We start from the raw sequence: 19,420 nt of genomic DNA, 5'->3' as shown, positions 1-19,420 counted from the left end.
TTGTATTAATGTATGAGAAGCGTATGTAACGTGTATGGACAAGAGCGGGTGCAGAATGAGATTTCCTTTTGTGAGAAATAAATAAAGCATAAGAATAAGGAATCTACATAGAGTTCAATGAAAACAGTTGCAAACTATTCATATTTTGTTATGATAGTGTTACGAAAACGTTTGCATAAATTTTCCGATGGGATGCAAAAGGAGAGAATGACTATGAATAAGACATGGTGGAAAGAAGCAGTTGCTTATCAAATTTATCCACGAAGCTTTATGGATTCAAATGGTGATGGTATTGGAGATTTACAAGGTATTATTGCAAAACTGGATTATTTAAAAGATTTAGGTATAGATGTAATTTGGATTTGCCCAATGTATAAGTCGCCTAATGATGATAATGGTTATGATATTAGTGATTATCAAGATATTATGGATGAGTTTGGTACAATGGCAGATTTTGATGCTTTATTAGATGAGGTTCATAAGCGTGATATGAAGCTTATTATTGATTTAGTTATTAATCATACGAGTGATGAACATCCATGGTTTATTGAATCTCGTTCATCTAAAGACAATCCGAAGCGTGATTGGTATATTTGGCATGATGGTAAAGACGGCGTAGAACCAAACAACTGGGAAAGTATTTTTAATGGTTCGGCATGGGAATATGATGAAGTAACAGGACAATATTATTTACACTTATTCTCACGCAAACAACCAGATTTAAATTGGGAGAATAAAGAAGTTCGTGAAGTGTTATACGATACAGTTAACTGGTGGCTTGATAAGGGGATTGATGGTTTCCGTGTTGATGCAATCAGCCATATTAAAAAAGAAGATGGCCTCAAGGATATGCCAAATCCAAAAGAATTAAAATATGTGCCATCTTTTGATAAGCATATGAATGTGAATGGTATTCAACCTTTACTAGAAGAGTTAAAAGAAAATACATTTTCTAAGTATGATATTATGACTGTTGGCGAAGCAAACGGCGTTAAGATTGAAGATGCTGAGCTTTGGGTTGGAGAAGAACAAGGTAAATTCAATATGGTATTCCAGTTTGAGCATTTAAGCTTATGGGATGCAGAAAAGAAGAAAGATCTTGATGTTGTAGGATTGAAAAAGGTATTAACGAAATGGCAAAAAGGATTGGAAAATAAAGGATGGAATGCTTTATACATCGAGAATCACGATAAGCCACGTATCGTTTCAACGTGGGGAGATGATAAACAATTTTGGCGTGAAAGTGCAACAGCTCTAGGAGCGATGTATTTCTTTATGCACGGTACACCGTTTATTTATCAAGGACAAGAAATTGGTATGACAAATGTTCAATTCCCAAATATTGAAGATTACGATGATGTAGCAATTAAAAATTTATATCGCGAGAAAATTGCAGAAGGCGTATCGCATCAAGATATGATGGAAATTATATGGGCTTCTTGTCGTGATAATTCACGTACACCTATGCAGTGGAACGATGAGATGAATGCAGGCTTCACAACAGGTGCACCTTGGTTTGGCATGAATCCAAACTACAAAGAAATTAATGTTGAAAAGCAGAAAAACGAAGAGAACTCGATTTTCAATTTCTACAAGAAAATGATTGCTTTGAAAAAAGAGCACGATGTACTGAATTACGGTACGTATGATTTACTTTTAGAAGACGATCCACAAATTTATGCGTATACACGTACGTTACAGGATGAAAAAGTCATTGTAATTAGCAATATCTCAAAAGAGGAAGCTGTGTATAATGAGAGTTTATTCGCACTAGAACGCAAACGTTTGCTTTTAAATAACTATAAAGTTGCGGAACATGAACAAGTAACTTCATTTACGTTAAAACCTTATGAAACAAGGGTTTATCGCATTTCATAATAAAAAAGGATGCTCTTTGAGCATCTTTTTTTATGAAAAAAAATAAATTTCTATTGCAATGTGAAAACGCTTTTATTAAAATAGATTTATGAAAACGGTTGCGCAATAAAAAAAAGAAAATAGGGATATGAGAAATCGTTTCCATAAGAAAACAGAAATTATACTTTCAATCATTATGTTTTTATAAATACAAGGGGAGGAAGAACAGATGAAAATTACGTCTTTTGATTTTTGGCAAAAGTTCGGGAAAGCGTTATTAGTTGTTGTAGCTGTAATGCCAGCAGCTGGTTTAATGATTTCTATCGGTAAGTTAATTGGGATGTCTGCTGGGGATATTAACGCAGTTCATACAATCGCTCGCGTAATGGAAGACATCGGTTGGGCAATTATTACAAATCTACACATCTTATTCGCAGTAGCAATTGGGGGATCTTGGGCGAAGGATCGCGCAGGTGGTGCATTTGCAGCGCTACTAGCATTCGTCTTAACAAACAGAATCACAGGAGCTATATTTGGCGTAAACGCTCAAATGTTAACGGATTCAAAAGCGACAGTTTCTTCAGTATTAGCAGGAGATTTACTTGTAAAGGATTACTTTACTTCTGTACTTGGTGCACCAGCATTAAACATGGGAGTTTTCGTGGGGATTATCACAGGTTTCTTAGGAGCTACTTTATATAACAAGTATTATAACTATAACAAACTGCCACAGGCATTAGCATTCTTTAATGGAAAACGATTCGTACCATTCGTTGTAATTGTCTGGTCTACAGTCACTGCGATTGTATTATCACTTTTATGGCCATTTATCCAAAGTGGATTAAATGAATTTGGTCGTTGGATTGCAGCATCTAAAGATAGTGCACCAGTTATTGCGCCATTTGTATATGGAACATTAGAACGTTTATTATTACCATTTGGATTACATCATATGTTAACGATTCCGATGAATTACACTGAGCTTGGCGGAACATATACGATGCTAACTGGCTCAAAAGTTGGACAAGTTGTAGCAGGACAAGATCCATTATGGCTTGCATGGATTACAGATTTAAATAACTTATTAGCAAGTGGAGATACGAAAGCATATAACGATTTATTAAATAATGTTGTACCAGCTCGCTTCAAAGCGGGACAAGTTATTGGTTCATCAGCAGCATTAATGGGTATCGCATTCGCGATGTTCCGTAATGTTGATAAAGATAAGCGTGCAAAATATAAACCAATGTTCTTATCAGCAGCATTAGCAGTATTCTTAACAGGTGTAACAGAACCAATTGAATTCATGTTCATGTTTATTGCTCCAGTATTATATGTTGTATATGCAATTACAACAGGACTTGCATTCGCATTAGCAGATTTAATTCATTTACGTGTTCATGCATTCGGATTTATTGAGTTAATTACTCGTACACCAATGATGGTTAACGCAGGTTTAACAAGAGATTTAATCAACTTTGTCATTGTTTCATTAGTGTTCTTCGGTCTTAACTTTACGTTATTCAATTTCTTAATTAAAAAATTCAATTTACCAACGCCAGGACGTGCAGGTAACTATATTGATAATGAAGATGAGTCATCAGAAGGAACAGGAAATGTACAAGATGGTTCATTAGCAACAAAAGTTATTGATTTATTAGGTGGAAAAGATAATATTGCTGACGTAGATGCTTGTATGACACGTTTACGTGTAACAGTAAAAGATTTAGATGTTGTTGCACCAGAAGCACAGTGGAAACAAAATGGTGCTTTAGGACTTATCGTAAAAGATAAAGGTGTACAAGCAGTATATGGTCCAAAAGCTGACGTATTAAAGTCAGACATTCAAGATATGTTAGGTGCGTAATAATATGAAATTGCTAACTTTAAATTGTCACTCTTGGCAAGAAGAGAATCAAATGGAAAAGATTAAATATCTTGCTAAAGTAATTCAAGAAGAAGAGTATGATGTAATCGCATTGCAAGAAGTTAGTCAGTTGATACAAGCTGAAAATGTATGCGGTAACAAGAAAGAAGATAATTTTGGACTTTTACTATTAGAAGAGTTAAAAGCGTTACAGGTAAAAGATTACAATATTACTTGGGATTTCTCTCATATTGGTTATGATGTGTACGAAGAAGGATTAGCGATTATAACAAAGCATAATATTATAAAAGAAGATACGTTCTTTGTATCAGAAAACAAAGATACAACGTATTGGAAAACACGCAAAATTGTAAGTGCAACAATTGCTTATAATGGTAAGAATGTAACGTTTTACTCTTGCCATCTCGGTTGGTGGAATGATGAAGAAGAGTCATTCAAAGGTCAAGTCGATCGTTTGATGGAGCGTGTAAATAGCAATGAAATTTCCTTTTTAATGGGTGATTTTAATAATAATGCTCGTTTGGAAGGCGAGGGTTATGAGTATATGATGCAAAAAGGTTTGTATGACACATACGAACTAGCAATGGAGAAGGATGAAGGAACAACTGTCCAAGGCGAGATTGCTGGTTGGGATGAAAATAAACATAATTTGCGAATCGATCTAATATTGTGTAACCAAAGTAAAACCGTTCGTTCTTCAAAAGTCATTTTTAATGGTACAAACCGAAATGTAATTTCAGATCATTTCGGTGTAGAAGTACAATTAGATATATAATAGAAGAAATCCTCACAGATAATAAAAAGCTGTGAGGATTTTTTTGATGAATACAAGTATTTCCAAGATAAAATACTTGTACTTTTTATGACATTTCCTATATATTTGTTATTACTGAATGTAAAACCGATTTGGTCATTTTGTATTCATGTTTTCACTTACTTCGTTATATAATAAAGTAAGTGAAATATTTAATAGGGAAAATAGTGCATTTTCGTTTAATCCACGATGTAGAAAGTGATATAATTGCAAAATGCATGCATCATTTTCTAAAGAAGGAAAAATATATAATTAGGTGATAACTTATATGAAACAAATTTGGCGTATTTATAAGACAGACTTACGGAATGTGGCCAAACATTGGGCTGCAATTGTTATTGTTTTAGGATTAATGGTTCTACCATCGTTATATGCATGGTTTAACATTAAAGCTTCTTGGGATCCTTACGGAAATACGAAAGGAATCCAGATTGCAGTTTCTAACCAAGATGTTGGGGCAAATTTAAGAGGGAAAGATATTAACATTGGGGAAGAAATTGTAGATTCACTTAAGAAGGATAAAAATTTCGGGTGGAAGTTTGTCGATGAAAAGCAAGCAATTTATGGAGTAGAGCGTGGAGATTATTCCGCGAGTATTACTATTCCAAAAGATTTTTCTGAAAAGATTACAACAGTCTTGAATGAAAATCCAGAGAAACCAGAAATTGATTATTATGTAAATGAAAAAGTGAATGCCATTGCACCGAAGATTACAGCTAAAGGTGCATCGGGTCTTACAGAAGAGGTTAGTAAAAACTTTGTTAAAACAGCAAACGGTGAGATTTTTAAAATCTTCAATGACCTTGGAATTGATTTAGAAACAAACTTGCCAAGTATTGAAAAGGTAAAGGATCTTGTATTTAAGTTAGAAGCGCAATTCCCAGAAATGAATACACTTGTGGATAAGGCATTAAATGATGCGACTCAGGCAGAAGACATTGTGAAAGTAGCACAAAAAGATCTACCTGTTGTAGAGAGTGTAATAAATGATGGGCAGGAAGCGTTGGGGAATTTAGACAAATTCTTTGCGAATCAAGATCAAACGTTGAAAAATGCTCCAGCAACGATAAGAAATGATTTAGTAACAGCAAAAGGTGTTATGGATAGTGCAGCTGCATTTACTGACTTTTTAATGAATCCGGGTGTGGATTTAGCTATTCCTGATTTGTCTGGAATGAATGGATTGCCTGAATTCCCAGCAAGACCTGATCTTTCTAAGTTGAATAGTGATGGTTATAAAAGTATAGCGCAAAATATTAATCAAACAGTCCATAATGTTTTAAGTTCATCCCGTGCAGGAACAGCTTATGGGAAAAGTGTTGTAAATGGATTACAAAATGGAAAATTTGATCCAGAACAAGCAAAGAAAGATTTAAATGCTGTATCAGATCAATTGCAAGCTCGCACAGATGGCATTGCGTATCTTATTAACGTATTTACCGAACTTCAGAAATCTGTGACGACTGATTTTGGTAAAAGCTTTTTCCAAGGACGAGTGGATCACTTAACTAAGCTTAAAGGCGGTATGGAAAATGCGAATAATGGAATTAAAGATATTGTAAATGTTATTGGTACAGGACAAGAAGTAAAGAAAGATGTAACAGATGTAGCGAATCAAAAATTAGATGCAGCAAATGCATTAATTGATCAAGCTGAAAAAGATTACAATGAAACATTTGTAGCAGATTATGAAAAAGCAGTTAGTACAGTTGATCAAGCTAAAGTTGATGCAAATGCAGTATATGATAATGCAAAAGCAGATTACGATAAAGCGAAAAATAGTATTGAAAGTACTAAATCTAGCGTCCAAAAAGCAATGGAGGATTTACAGAATAAAGGTGTTAACGGTTTAGAAGGACCAAAAGCGGCTTTAAACAGCTTAAATGGTCAATTCCAATCTGGAATTGGGTTAATTGACGATATGATTCCAGTTCTAGAAAGCACAAATAAGGTTTTAGCAGATGTGAATAGTGATAAAAACCTTAATAATGGAATTACAAAGTTAAATAAAGCGAAAAGTAGTTTACAAAAAGGTGTAGATGCAACGAATAAGGGAATTACACTTATTAATAATGGGCAGAAGCCTACAAAAGATGTAATTGAAAGTATTAACAACGCTGCGAAAGGCGGATCAGCTCAATTAACAGATGTATTATCGACGTATGATTCAGAAATTGTACCAGGCTTCAATACAGCAATTGCTCGTACAAAAGAGATGTCGAAAAATACAACTCAAATTTTAAATGATGCAGATAAAAAGCTTCCAGATGTTAAAAAATTACTAGAAGATTCATCAAAAGGCTTAGTAGACGGTAGCAAGAAATTAGCAGATATTAAAGCTGAAATGCCAGCTACTGAGAAGAAGATTAAAGAATTAGCAGATAAAATTCGTGATTTTGAATCAGAAGAGGATATAAAAGATATCATACGCTTATTGAAAAATGATGTTGAAAAGCAAAGTGATTTCTTTGCGAATCCGGTAAATTTAAAAGAGAATAAATTATTTGCAATGCCGAACTACGGTTCAGCAATGTCACCATTCTATACAGTGCTTGCATTATGGGTAGGCGCATTGTTAATGGTTTCATTATTAACAGTAGAAGTACATGAAGAGGGCGCTAATTATAAGAGCCATGAAGTATACTTTGGGCGTTTATTAACATTCTTAACGATAGGTCTCTCACAGGCGTTTATCGTATCAATGGGGGATATGTTCTTACTCGGTACGTACGTAGTCGATAAATTCTGGTTTGTGTTATTTAGTTTATTTATTGGAGGAGTATTTGTTTGTATCGTGTACTCACTCGTTTCTATTTTCGGAAACGTTGGGAAATCGATGGCAATTATTTTACTTGTACTGCAAGTAGCAGGATCGGGTGGTACGTTCCCAATTCAAATGACATCACCGTTCTTCCAAGCACTTTATCCGTTCTTACCATTCACATATGCTATTAGTGCAATTCGTGAAACAGTAGGTGGAATGCTTTGGGATATAGTAACTAGAGATTTACTCGTGCTAACTGCTTTCGTAGTAATCATAGTTGTGGTTGCATTATTACTGAAAAAACCAATTAACAAATCAAGTGAAAAGTTTGTTGAGAACGCAAAAGGAAGTAAAATTATTCATTAAAAATAAAAGGTTCCTACCGATAGTGGTAGGAACCTTTTTGTTTAATCAAATTTTAATTTTTTTAACGCTTCTGCGAATGGGTTGTTTAATGGTTCTTCTTCTTTGTTCTGTTGTTTCATATATTTTTGAACGTCGCGTTTATCAGCTTTGTTTCCAGATTCTTTTTTACGTCTTTCTTGGAAGGTAGAAAGTTTTTCACGATAGCCGCATTTACATGCGAAAATTTGGCCAGCGCCTTCACCGCGTAATTCTAATTTTTTCTTACATTGTGGACAGCGTGCGTTTGTAGTGCGGGATACATTTTTACGGTGACCACATTCACGATCTTGGCATACGAGCATTTTGCCTTTTTTACCGTTTACTTCTAACATCGGTTTGCCGCAGTCTGGACAAGACTTCGTTGAAATGTTGTCATGTTTATATTTTTTATCACTCGATTTAATTTCAGTAACAATTTCTTTCGTATAGTTTTTCATTTCTGTAATGAATACTTCTTTTTTTAATTTACCCTTTGCGATAGCCTCAAGTTTTTGTTCCCATTCACCAGTTAGTGTAGGAGATTTTAATTCTTCTGGTACTAAATCAAGTAACTGACGCCCTTTTGAAGTAATATGAATATCTTTACCACGTTTTTCAATTAAGAATGAATTGAATAGCTTGTCGATAATGTCAGCACGCGTTGCTACAGTACCTAATCCGCCAGTTGATTTTAACGTGTCAGCAAGTTGTTTGTTTTGCGTATCCATGTATTTTGTTGGGTTTTCCATCGCTGAAAGTAATGTTGCTTCATTAAAGCGTGCAGGTGCTTTCGTTTGACCTGATGTTTGGGCAATTAGTTTTACGTTTAATGTAGCGCCTTTTTCGATGCGAGGTAAGATTTGTTCTTTCACATCGTCTGCTGCATCGTCATCTTCAAATCGATTTGCATATACTTCTTTCCAACCCGAACTTAAAATTGTTTTGCCACGTGCGATGAACGTCTCGTCACCAATTTGCGTGCGCAGGGTTAATTGTTCATATTCAAAGGCCGGGAATAAAACAGCTAAGAAACGTTTTACAACTAAATCATAAATTTTACGTTCTTTATCTGTGAAAGCTGAGAAATTCACATAGCTTTCCGTAGGGATAATCGCATGATGATCGCTTACTTTACTATCATCAACAAATGATTTATTAGATTTTACTGGTTTCTGTAATACTTTATGAGCTAAAGGACGGTATTCTCCTACTCCACATGCTTTTAAACGTTCTGGAAGTGTTCCGACGATATCAGATGAAATATAGCGTGAATCTGTACGAGGATACGTTAATACTTTATGTTGCTCATATAATTTTTGCATAATGTTTAAAGTTTCTTTTGCAGAGTAACCAAAAATTTTATTCGCATCGCGTTGTAATTCAGTTAAATCGTAAAGACCAGGAGCGAATGATTTTTTCTGCTTTTTCTCAATTTCGACTACAGTCGCGTTTTGTTTATCGAGCTTTCTCACAATTGTATCGATCTTCTCTTTATTAAAGTTACGGCCATTTCCTTTTGCATCTTGCCAAGTCAATTTTAACTTGTCAGTTGTGTGAGCTTCGATACCGTAGTATGTTTGAGCTTTAAAGTTTTTAATTTCGTCTTCACGACCGGCAATGATAGCTACAGTAGGTGTCTGTACACGACCACAATTTAATTGGGCGTTAAAGCGAGTTGTTAAAGCTCGAGTCGCGTTAAGACCGATATACCAGTCAGCTTCTGAACGCGCAACTGCCGAAGCATATAAATTGTCATATGCCTTACCTGGTTTTAAATTTGCAAAACCATCTTTAATTGCTTTATCAGTAACAGATGAAATCCACAGACGTTTGATCGGTTTATTAGTTCGAACTTTATCAATAATCCAACGAGCGACCAATTCTCCTTCGCGCCCAGCATCTGTCGCTACAATAATTTCATTTACATCTTTTCTAAGCAGCTGACTTTTCACAGCATTAAACTGTTTACCAGTTTGTTTAATAACTGTTAGTTTCAAACGTTCAGGTAGCATTGGTAAATCTTCTAAATTCCACTTTTTATATTTCACATCATAGCTTTCTGGGTCTGCTAATGTAACGAGATGACCTAAAGCCCAAGTTACAATATATTTACTACCTTCAAGATAGCCGTTTCCTTTTTTATCACACTTCAGTACGCGAGCAATATCTCGTGCAACGGAAGGTTTTTCAGCGATTACAACGCTTTTTACCATATTTAAAACATCCTTTCAAATTTCCATACGTTAAATATAGCACACATCTTCTTGAGATTCAGTTTCGCTCCATGTTTGAACGGCTTTTAGTGGAATGAACAAAATCTGTTTTACAAATATAAATGTCAGATCTTTAAGTGTATGCGTTGGCATCGTAAATGAATAGGCGAAGAGGTTGAACCAAGAGAGTTATGATCTCTAGTATTCTATAAATAGATGAGGAGACAAGATGATAGGGGTATAATCTGTTTGAAATCAAATGATGGCGACAGAACATAATCTGCACCATGATGAGATTATGAAAAAAGATATTTATTATGCTTATTGTTTTATCAATTGCTTCTATATTAAATAGAAAAGGAAAGAACTTGTTATTTTATTAGAATAAGAGTAGACTCTGAAGTAGACGAATAATAAACACATGGGAGTTTGTGGATGCAAACTGAGAGTATGGCTAACCCGTCATTGACCATTTGAACCTGTTGGATAATGCCAGCGTAGGGAGAGTGTAACAGCACATGTTCAGGCACTTTGCGTACGCGCAAAGTGCCTTTTTTGTGTATCTCCCATCATTATAGTTAGGGGATGAAAAGGATGAATATGAGAGAAATTAGTAAAGTAGTGGATTTGGTGAGAGAATCTAATCCGCTCGTTCATAATATTACAAATGTTGTTGTCACAAATTTTACAGCTAACGGTTTGTTAGCGCTAGGAGCATCACCTGTAATGGCGTATGCAAAAGAAGAAGTAGCAGAAATGGCACGCATTGCTGGAGCGCTAGTATTAAATATGGGTACACTTCGTTCTGAAGAGGTAGAGGCGATGTTACTTGCTGGTAAGTCAGCAAATACGAACGATGTGCCAGTACTGTTTGATCCAGTTGGCGCAGGAGCAACTTCTTATCGAACAGAAGTTGCAAGACATATTCCAGCTGAAATAGATTTAGCAATTATTCGTGGAAATGCAGCTGAAATAGCTAATGTGATTAATGAGAGATGGGAAATTAAAGGAGTAGACGCTGGTACTGGAAATGGCAATGTTGTAAGTATTGCAAAACAAGCAGCGGATGAATTGAATACAGTTGCAGTCATTACTGGAAAAGAAGATGTCGTTACAGATGGAGAGAAAACTGTTCTTATTCGAAACGGTCACTCTATTTTAACGAAAGTTACTGGAACAGGTTGTTTATTAACTTCTGTAATAGGAGCTTTTACAGCGGTAGAAAAAGATTATGTAAAGGCAGCGGTAGCCGCATTAACATTTTATGGAGTGGCTGCGGAACTAGCAGCTGCTAAGACAGTAGAAAAAGGACCTGGCAGTTTCCAAATTGAATTTTTAAATCAATTAGCGAATACCACTTCAGATGATATTGAGAAGTATGGAAAGATTGAAGAGTTAGAGTAAGAGGGAGTGAAAGAAATGGCACGCATTGAAATAGATAAAATGTCAAAGCTATTGCAAGTATATTTTATTATGGGGAGTAATAATTGTACGAGGGATCCGTTAGCTGTATTAAAAGAAGCGTTAGATGGTGGAGTGACACTTTTCCAATTTCGCGAAAAGGGAGAAGGAGCTTTAACGGGAGAGAAGCGTCTACAGTTTGCAAAAGAAGTGCAAGCACTTTGCAAGGAGTATGGTGTACCGTTTATTGTAAATGATGATGTTGAGTTGGCCCTAAAATTAGATGCAGATGGTGTTCATGTTGGGCAAGATGACGAAGGGATTACATCTGTTCGTGAAAAGATGGGGAATAAAATTATCGGTGTATCTACACATACAATTGAAGAAGCACGCTGGGCAATTGAAAATGGAGCTGATTATTTAGGAGTTGGCCCTATTTTCCCAACAAGTACAAAAAAAGATACGAAAGCTATTCAAGGAACAAAAGGATTAGCTCATTTTAGAGAACAAGGAATTACAGTACCGATTGTTGGTATTGGCGGGATTACAATTGAAAATACTGCTTCCGTTATAGAAGCAGGTGCGGATGGTGTCTCCGTTATTTCTGCGATTAGTTTATCGGAATCTGCGTATGAAAGTACGAAGAAGCTAGTAGAGGAAGTAAGTAAGAGTTTGTAGAAAAAGGCTATGTAGAATTAAAGCGCCACATAGAAGAATAGGCGGTAAAAAACATTTAAACAAACGTTTGATTAAAAAAGCACAAACCCTTTTAAATTATAGGTTTGTGCTTTTTCTTTAAAACATAATGGAAATTAAGAGCATTCCAATTCCGATAGAAGTAAAGGTTGCAATTAGACCAGGAATCATAAAGCTATGATTTAAAACATATTTACCGATGCCTGTTGTACCGGTACGGTCGAAGTTAATGGCAGCAACGATTGTTCCATAGTTTGGAATGAAGAAGTATCCGTTTACTGCAGGGAACATTGCAATTAGTAATGCCGGCGGAATGCCAAGAGATAGTCCAAGTGGCATTAATGCACGAACTGTTGCTGCTTGGCTGTACAGTAAAATAGATAGGATGAACAATGCGATAGCAAATAGCCACGGTGCGCTTGTTACTAAATGCTGAATGGATCCTTGAATCATATTTAAGTTTCCGTTAAAGAAAGTATCTCCCATCCAAGCAATACCGAAAATGGCAACAACTGCTGTTGTCCCTGCTTTAAAGACATTACCAGATACGATGCTTTCTACATTTGGTTTACAGAAAATAATAATAAGGGCTGCAATAGTTAACATAATCATTTCAATTGTGTTTGGCATGGAAAGACGAACTAACTTCCCGTCAACCATCCATCCTGGACGTAGTGCTTCAAATGAGCCAAGGAGTACGACAAGGAAAGTTGCGACTAGGAAAAGGATAACTGATAATTTAGCGCCTTTTACACCTACAAATTCTTTTTTCTCTTCAAGCTTAGGGATCATGCCTTCTTTTAATCGTTTCAAGTATTCAGGGTCTTCATTTAATTCTTTACCCATTTTACTAGCAACGAATGCAGCTACCATACAAGCGATGAAAGTAGAAGGGATACTTACTTTTAAAATATCTAATAAAGTGATCTGATAGTCAGCTAACATTGCTAAAAGAGCAACTGTGGCAGCTGAAATGGGACTAGCTGTAATTGCTTGTTGAGAAGCGATTACGGCAATTGACATTGGGCGTTCTGGCCTAATTCCTGATTCACGAGAAACTTCTGCAATAACAGGAAGTACAGAGTAGGCAACGTGACCAGTACCGGCACATAGTGTGAATAAATAAGTAACAATTGGAGCAAAAAAAGTAATACGCTTTGGATTTTTTCGTAATGCTTTCTCAGCTAGATGAACAAGATAGTCCATTCCTCCAGCAGCTTGCAAAGCACCAGCAGCAGTAATTACAGCCAAAATCATAAGCATTACATCGATGGGAGGAGCGGTTGGTTGTAAGTGGAAGACAAAAACGAGTATTGCCATACCAACTCCACCCATTACTCCTAAACCAACTCCGCCTAGGCGTGCACCAATAAAAATGCAGAGTAATAAGGTAAGAAATTGTAGCCAAAACATAATAAACTACCTCCGAAATTCGTAAGTTAAGATATATCCAAATAGTTTAATTTGAATGAAAATTAAATAAACATCCGGAAAAATCCTCGATTTTTCTACATTTTTTATTATATAACACAAAAAAAGTAACATTCACGTATTTTCCGAAATTATTTTGAAAAAATAATACATTGGAATATTATATTTATATCTCTAAATAAGTAGACATTTTAATCTGTATGTTGTAATCTTTGATAGAGAATAATTTAATTCTCATAGAACTCCCATATCGTTCAACTCGTTCAGCGAGAAAGGCAAACTGATGGAAACATGAGGACGCAAAACTACAGGGGCTAAGGTCGAAAGGCTATGCTAGCCAGTTACCGGACGGATAGGGTTGGTCTTGACCAATGCTTTTTTCATTGGTCTTTTTTTTTATTTATATACACTTGAGAATTGTTATCAATTTAATGTATTTATATTTTGATAGTTTCTTTTATATTGAATTAATTAAGAAGGGTGATGTTAATGAAAAAATATTGGCACAAGCTATCGTTTCTTCAAAAAAATGTATTGTTAACTGTATTAGTTATTTTGACGCTTGTTGGGAGCATGGGAGCGTTAAGTTTTAACATGTTTCAAAATAGTGTGATGTCTTTATTTGAAAGACAGTCTATTGAAACAGGAGATACGGTATTACATAAATTAGATGCAGAAGTAGTGAGAGATGTTGGGAAAGATCCGGTGGCACAAAAGGAGAAGCGAGCTACATTAACGGAGCAATTAGATGAAGTTACAAAAGAATTGAAAAGCGTTGGACAAACGTATGTTGTTGGGGCAAAAACAAATACAAAAGGTGAGCTACAAGTAGTTGGTTTGACTACAGAATTAGCAAATGCTGTTCCGGTAAAGCCAGGAGATTATTATGAACAACCAGCTCATTGGATGAAAGCATATGATAAAGTAATGAGCACGAAAAAAGCAGAAATGACAGAAATATATGAAGATGAATTAGGATCATGGGTAACGATATTAGAGCCAATTAAAGACGGTGAAGAAAATATTGTCGCAATTGTTGCGGCTGATGTGGATGCCTCTATTGTTCCTAGTACAAAGAACAAATTTATTATGCAAGGCTTAATGTTTATTTGTATTTCAGTCTTAATTGCGACTATTATTCAATTCTTGATTGTGCGTAATTCACTTGCTCCATTACGAGATTTACGTGAAGGATTGCGTAAAGTGGGTGAAGGGGATTTAAGTATTAAATTAGAAGAAAGACCAGATGATATTGGTATTATTAATGCTTATTTTAATAACACAATTGAGAAGTTTAAAGGAATTATAGATAAAGTGAAGCAGACGGCAGAACAGGTTTCGTCATCTTCACAAGAATTGTCAGCAAGTACAGAAGAGAATAGTATGGCAGTTCAAGAAATCGCGAGTTCTATGGTAGGGCTACGAGCTGGCGCTCAGTCGCAGGAAACTTCAGTACAAGAATGTTTAGGTATTGTACATGAAATGGAAGATAAGATGGAAGAGATAACGAATGCTGCAAAACAAGTGGCGACAGCATCTGAAGGTATGGAGCATCATTCATTAGAAGGAAATGGTGTGATTGAACAAATCATTAATCAAATGAGCTTAATACAAAATGCAGTACAAGATTTATCTTCGATCATTTATTCATTGGAAACTAGATCAAAAGAAATTAGTGATATTGTAACTGTAATTACAGGTATTTCGAATCAAACTAATTTACTAGCTTTGAATGCTTCTATTGAAGCTTCACGTGCTGGAGCAGCCGGGAGAGGATTTGCAGTGGTCGCTGATGAAGTGCGTAAATTAGCAGAACAAACGGAAGCGTCAGCAAAAGATATAGCAAAATTAATAGGGGAAACACAAGCTGAAGCGGAAGAGGCTGTTGTTTCAATGCAAAAAGGTTCAAAAGAAGTAGAATCTGGAATTACACTCGTTCAAAGTAGTGGTGCTTTCTTTGAGAAAATCTCAAAATCAGCACAATCTGTTACAAACCAAGTTAGAGCTGTTTCTAGCAATTCAAATGATATATTGCAAAACAGCCAAAATATTGTTCGTGTTGTAAATGAACTATCACATATTGCAAATACGTATGCAAATAGTAGTAGTAATATTGAAGAGAGTATGAAAGAACAGGAAATGTCAGTACAAGATATAGCAGAATTAGCTACTTCTTTAAGCTGGCTTTCACAGGAGTTACAAGAGTTAATCGGAGAATTTAAAAGTTAATACAATAATATAAGGTGTAGATATAATCTACACCTTTCTATTTCTAATTAATAATAGTATATCTGCATTTAAAGATATTATAGTGTGATTTTAATCATTGGGGGAAGGTGTCCTCCAATGATTAAAGTTTCATTTGATTTTTATATTATGGAGAGTGAGAGGATTCAGAATGAGTATTTCGTTAAAAAGTTCATATGTGGAGAGATATGAACAATTTTTGCAACATAATTATGAACCGCTTATGATACCGAAAGATTTTCAAGTAAGCGAATATAAGCAAAGGAAAGTACAGGATAGCAAAGGGATTGAACAAAATAAGTTAGATGTAATAGTAGCTACTTTTGTATGGTTGCATCATGTTAGTAATGAAAAGAGAATAGTAATTCCCTATTATATAGGGCATAGCAGTTATCCGTTATGTATTACGATTGCACAAAAGCTTTCTTATGGAGAGTTAAAATTAGAAATTAATGATCAAATTATGCAGTTAGAAAGCATGGAAGAAGTACAAAAGGTATTGCTACAGTATGATGAAGAAAAATGGGGGAAACCTGCAATTACAGTAGGGAAAGAAAATAGAAATAGTCAATTAAACGTTATTGAAGTAAAGGATAATTGTTTCGGAATTTCTTATAATGAACTGCAATTAGAAGAAAAAACGACGCTTCGCTATATAAACCAAATTCAGCATGTGATCCAGCAAGGCATTGTAAATGAGGCGCAATGTGTTGTAGATATGAATATTATTACAGAAGAAGAATTAGCGATATATAAAGAGATAAATTGCACAGAAGTATCATACCCGAATAAAAGTATTGCGGATATGTTTTATGAAACGGTAAGGAAGTTTTCAAAGCGTATAGCTTTATCCTCGGTGGAAGGAACGCTAACATACGAACAACTAAATAGAAAAAGTAATCAAATTGCTCATATGTTATTACATAATGGAGTGAAACAAGGTGATTATGTCGGTATCTTTATGAAGAGAAGTATTGATACGGTAGTAAGTTTATTAGCAGTTCTAAAAACAGGTGCGGCGTATATTCCGATTGATCCAGATTATCCAGCAAATCGAGTGCAATATATTATTGAAGATAGCCAATCAAAATTAGTTTTAACGAAAGAAGCAAAAGTACCGTTTGAGGATATTCGAGAATTATCTCTTTACGATAGTGAACAGTTTCCAGAGACCGATGTAAACTTGTCAATTCCCCTTGATGATATCGCATATATGATCTACACATCTGGTTCTACAGGCAATCCAAAAGGAACCATGCTTGCGCATCGCGGAGTAGTGAATTTATGTACATGGATGCAAAGGCATTACGAATTAAGTGAAGAAGATATTTTCGCACAGTTCCCATCATTTAGTTTCGACGCATCTATTTGGGAGTTATTCGCATCGTTATTCTGTGGTGGAAATGTATATGTTTTATTGGATGAACAAAGACTTTCAGTGGATGCTTTTGCAAATGCAATTTATAAAGCGAAGGCAACATCTATTTTAGGTTTAGCTACAATTTTCTTACAACAAGTAGCAACATATCTTCCAGATGAAAGTAAATATAAGCTGGATTCATTAAAGAGAATTGCAGTCGGTGGAGAAATGCTTACTGCTGAAGTAGTGAAATTATGGCGCGAGAGAATTGGTACCCATGTTCAACTAAATAATGCATATGGCCCGACAGAATGTACGATTACAACAACGACATATTCAATTCCGGATGAGTTAAATGACAAGCTTGCTAGTATTCCAATTGGGAAGCCAGCGGATAATTATAAAGTTTGGATATTAAATGAAAATATGAAAGTTTGTCCAATTGGTATACCAGGAGAATTGTATATAGAATCAGTGGGCTTAGCAAAAGGTTACTTTAATAAGCCAGAAAAAACAGAAGAAGTATTTATTTCACATCCTTCAAATTATGATAGTAAGATATACAAAACAGGTGATGTTGTTAAAATATTGGAAGATGGAAATATTGAGTTTCTACATCGTAAAGACAATCAAGTGAAAATTAGAGGACACCGAATTGAATTAGGTGAAATCCAAAATACAATTGCAAAATATGAAATGATAAAAGAAGCAGCAGTATTTACAAAGAAAAGTGAAGAAGGTAGCCATTACTTAGTTGCTTTCTATACAACTGTTGATGAAGTAGCTATGGAAAACTTAATACATGATTTGAGAGAACAATTACCAGATTATATGGTACCATCAAAATTAATTTATATTGATGAATTACCACTTACGCCAAATAACAAGATTGATTTGAAACGATTAGCACAACTGGAAGAAGAGTATGAACCAGTTCGTCTACAAGAATATATCGCGCCATCTACTAAAGCAGAAGAGAAAATAACAAAAGCTTGGATTGATGTATTAGGAATCTCAAAAATTGGTGTTCATGATGATTTCTTCACAATTGGTGGCCATTCATTAAAGGTGTTACGAGTTTTAACTTTGTTGAAAGAAGATTTCCCGCATTTAACAATTCAAGATTTCTTCCAGGAAAGAACAATATATGGATTAGCGCAAATTCAAAGGGAATTAATAGTAGCGGAAGAAGTATTCCGTGAGTATAAAGTAATTCATGAGCCAGAGCCAATTTCACATATAAATGAAGTGAAAAACGGTAAAGTTTCAAATATCTTTTTAACGGGAGCTACAGGCTATTTAGGTTCGCACATATTGTATGAGTTACTAAAAGATACAACAGCACATATTTATTGCTTAGTAAGACCAACACAAGATATACAACAAAGAATTGTTAATACATTAAAAAATTACTTTAAAGATATAAGTAAAGAATGGCTACAACGTATAACGGCAGTACCTGGTGACCTTGGAGCAGAGTATCTGGGTATGAATAAGGAAGAATTTAACTTTATTCGTTCCAAAGTTGATACGGTTATTCATTGCGGTGCAGATGTAAGACATTTTGGAGATGTAGCTCAGTTCGAAAATGTGAATGTGCAAGGAACGAGCCGTATGCTAGCATTAGCGGAAGAAGGAGCGACATTCCACTTTATTTCAACAATTGGTATTCCGATAGAATTAGCAATAGAGCAATGGGATACATATATGGAAACAGGTGATTTTAACTACGATGTAGAGTTAGAGAATGTGTATTCCGATAGTAAACTGCAGGCGGAAAATCTTGTTCGTGAAGCTTTGAAGAGCGGCATACAAGGGAATATTTATCGTGCAGGTAACCTAGCATGTCATTCAGAGACAGGTGTATTCCAACAAAATATTGAAGGAAATGCATTTTATCGTCTTATTAAAGCGATGTTACTCATTGGACAAGCTCCAAATGTGAAGTGGAAAATCGATTTTACACCAATTGATTTTGCTAGTAAATCAATTGTAGCGTATTTACAAGATACACAAATTGTAGGAGAAACGCTACATATATGCCATCCAAATCAAATTGAATTTGAAAATTTTATACAGCTAATTGAGGAATGTGGATATAATCTTGAAATGGTTTCACTCTCTCAATATATAGATACTGGGCTTAAGTTAGCAAAGGAAGATGAAGTGATAGCAGAACTAATTGCTTCTCAAGTTGCAGGAGATGGAGCACAGCAATCCGAGATTGTAATGGGTACTCGTAGAACGAATGAATGGATTCAGAAAAAAGAGCTCGTAGTGCCAGCAATTAATAAAGAATTCATACAGCAGCTAGTAGCTCATGGTGAAAAAGTTGGATATTTTCCAAAAATAATGAAATGATTAT

10 protein-coding genes and 2 riboswitches are annotated in these 19,420 nt (G+C 35.2%); of the genes, 8 read left to right on the top strand and 2 right to left on the bottom strand.

Going from position 1 to position 19,420, the window contains the following annotated elements:
- Positions 1-213 precede the first annotated feature (213 nt).
- The 4 genes from COI75_RS03510 to COI75_RS03495 all read left to right on the top strand — a co-directional run bounded on the left by COI75_RS03510 (position 214) and on the right by COI75_RS03495 (position 7,689).
- A complete protein-coding gene (locus COI75_RS03510) occupies positions 214-1,878 on the top strand; it encodes a glycoside hydrolase family 13 protein (RefSeq protein WP_001044721.1) in 1,665 nt (554 codons plus the stop codon).
- Positions 1,879-2,086: 208 nt separating this feature from the next.
- The gene (locus COI75_RS03505) at positions 2,087-3,724 is read left to right on the top strand and encodes a PTS transporter subunit IIBC (RefSeq protein ID WP_000705556.1); all 1,638 of its coding nucleotides are present in this window, start codon (positions 2,087-2,089) and stop codon (positions 3,722-3,724) included.
- A gap of 4 nt (positions 3,725-3,728) precedes the next feature.
- Entirely contained in the window at positions 3,729-4,520 is a 792-nt protein-coding gene (locus COI75_RS03500) for an endonuclease/exonuclease/phosphatase family protein (RefSeq protein ID WP_000772002.1), read from the top strand.
- A gap of 307 nt (positions 4,521-4,827) precedes the next feature.
- Entirely contained in the window at positions 4,828-7,689 is a 2,862-nt protein-coding gene (locus COI75_RS03495) for a YhgE/Pip domain-containing protein (protein ID WP_000810109.1), read from the top strand.
- A 41-nt stretch (positions 7,690-7,730) separates the two neighbouring features.
- Here the strand turns inward: COI75_RS03495 and topB are convergent, their stop codons facing one another.
- The gene (gene topB, locus COI75_RS03490) at positions 7,731-9,920 is read right to left on the bottom strand and encodes a DNA topoisomerase III (RefSeq protein WP_000241071.1); all 2,190 of its coding nucleotides are present in this window, start codon (positions 9,918-9,920) and stop codon (positions 7,731-7,733) included.
- A 411-nt stretch (positions 9,921-10,331) separates the two neighbouring features.
- A riboswitch (TPP riboswitch) is annotated at positions 10,332-10,441 on the top strand.
- 73 nt (positions 10,442-10,514) lie between these two features.
- Here topB and thiM point away from each other — a divergent pair.
- A complete protein-coding gene (gene thiM, locus COI75_RS03485) occupies positions 10,515-11,324 on the top strand; it encodes a hydroxyethylthiazole kinase (protein WP_001057207.1) in 810 nt (269 codons plus the stop codon).
- A gap of 15 nt (positions 11,325-11,339) precedes the next feature.
- Positions 11,340-11,999, top strand: a complete 660-nt coding sequence (gene thiE / locus COI75_RS03480) for a thiamine phosphate synthase (RefSeq protein ID WP_000090963.1) — start codon at positions 11,340-11,342, stop codon at positions 11,997-11,999.
- 117 nt (positions 12,000-12,116) lie between these two features.
- Here thiE and COI75_RS03475 read toward each other — a convergent pair whose 3' ends face one another.
- Complete coding sequence (locus COI75_RS03475) at positions 12,117-13,430, bottom strand: anaerobic C4-dicarboxylate transporter family protein (RefSeq protein WP_000498720.1); 1,314 nt, start codon at positions 13,428-13,430, stop codon at positions 12,117-12,119.
- A gap of 282 nt (positions 13,431-13,712) precedes the next feature.
- Positions 13,713-13,797, top strand: a riboswitch (cyclic di-GMP riboswitch).
- A 140-nt stretch (positions 13,798-13,937) separates the two neighbouring features.
- Here COI75_RS03475 and COI75_RS03470 point away from each other — a divergent pair.
- Together COI75_RS03470 and COI75_RS03465 are read left to right on the top strand one after the other, a co-directional pair.
- Complete coding sequence (locus tag COI75_RS03470; RefSeq protein WP_000761087.1) at positions 13,938-15,677, top strand: methyl-accepting chemotaxis protein; 1,740 nt, start codon at positions 13,938-13,940, stop codon at positions 15,675-15,677.
- Positions 15,678-15,846: 169 nt separating this feature from the next.
- Positions 15,847-19,416: a non-ribosomal peptide synthetase gene (locus COI75_RS03465; protein WP_098448236.1), complete on the top strand. Its 3,570-nt coding sequence runs from the start codon at positions 15,847-15,849 to the stop codon at positions 19,414-19,416.
- Positions 19,417-19,420 lie beyond the last annotated feature (4 nt).

It is taken from the genome of Bacillus cereus (assembly GCF_002564555.1).
GTDB lineage: Bacteria > Bacillota > Bacilli > Bacillales > Bacillaceae_G > Bacillus_A > Bacillus_A cereus_K.
This window is presented reverse-complemented; position numbering and strand designations above follow the sequence as displayed.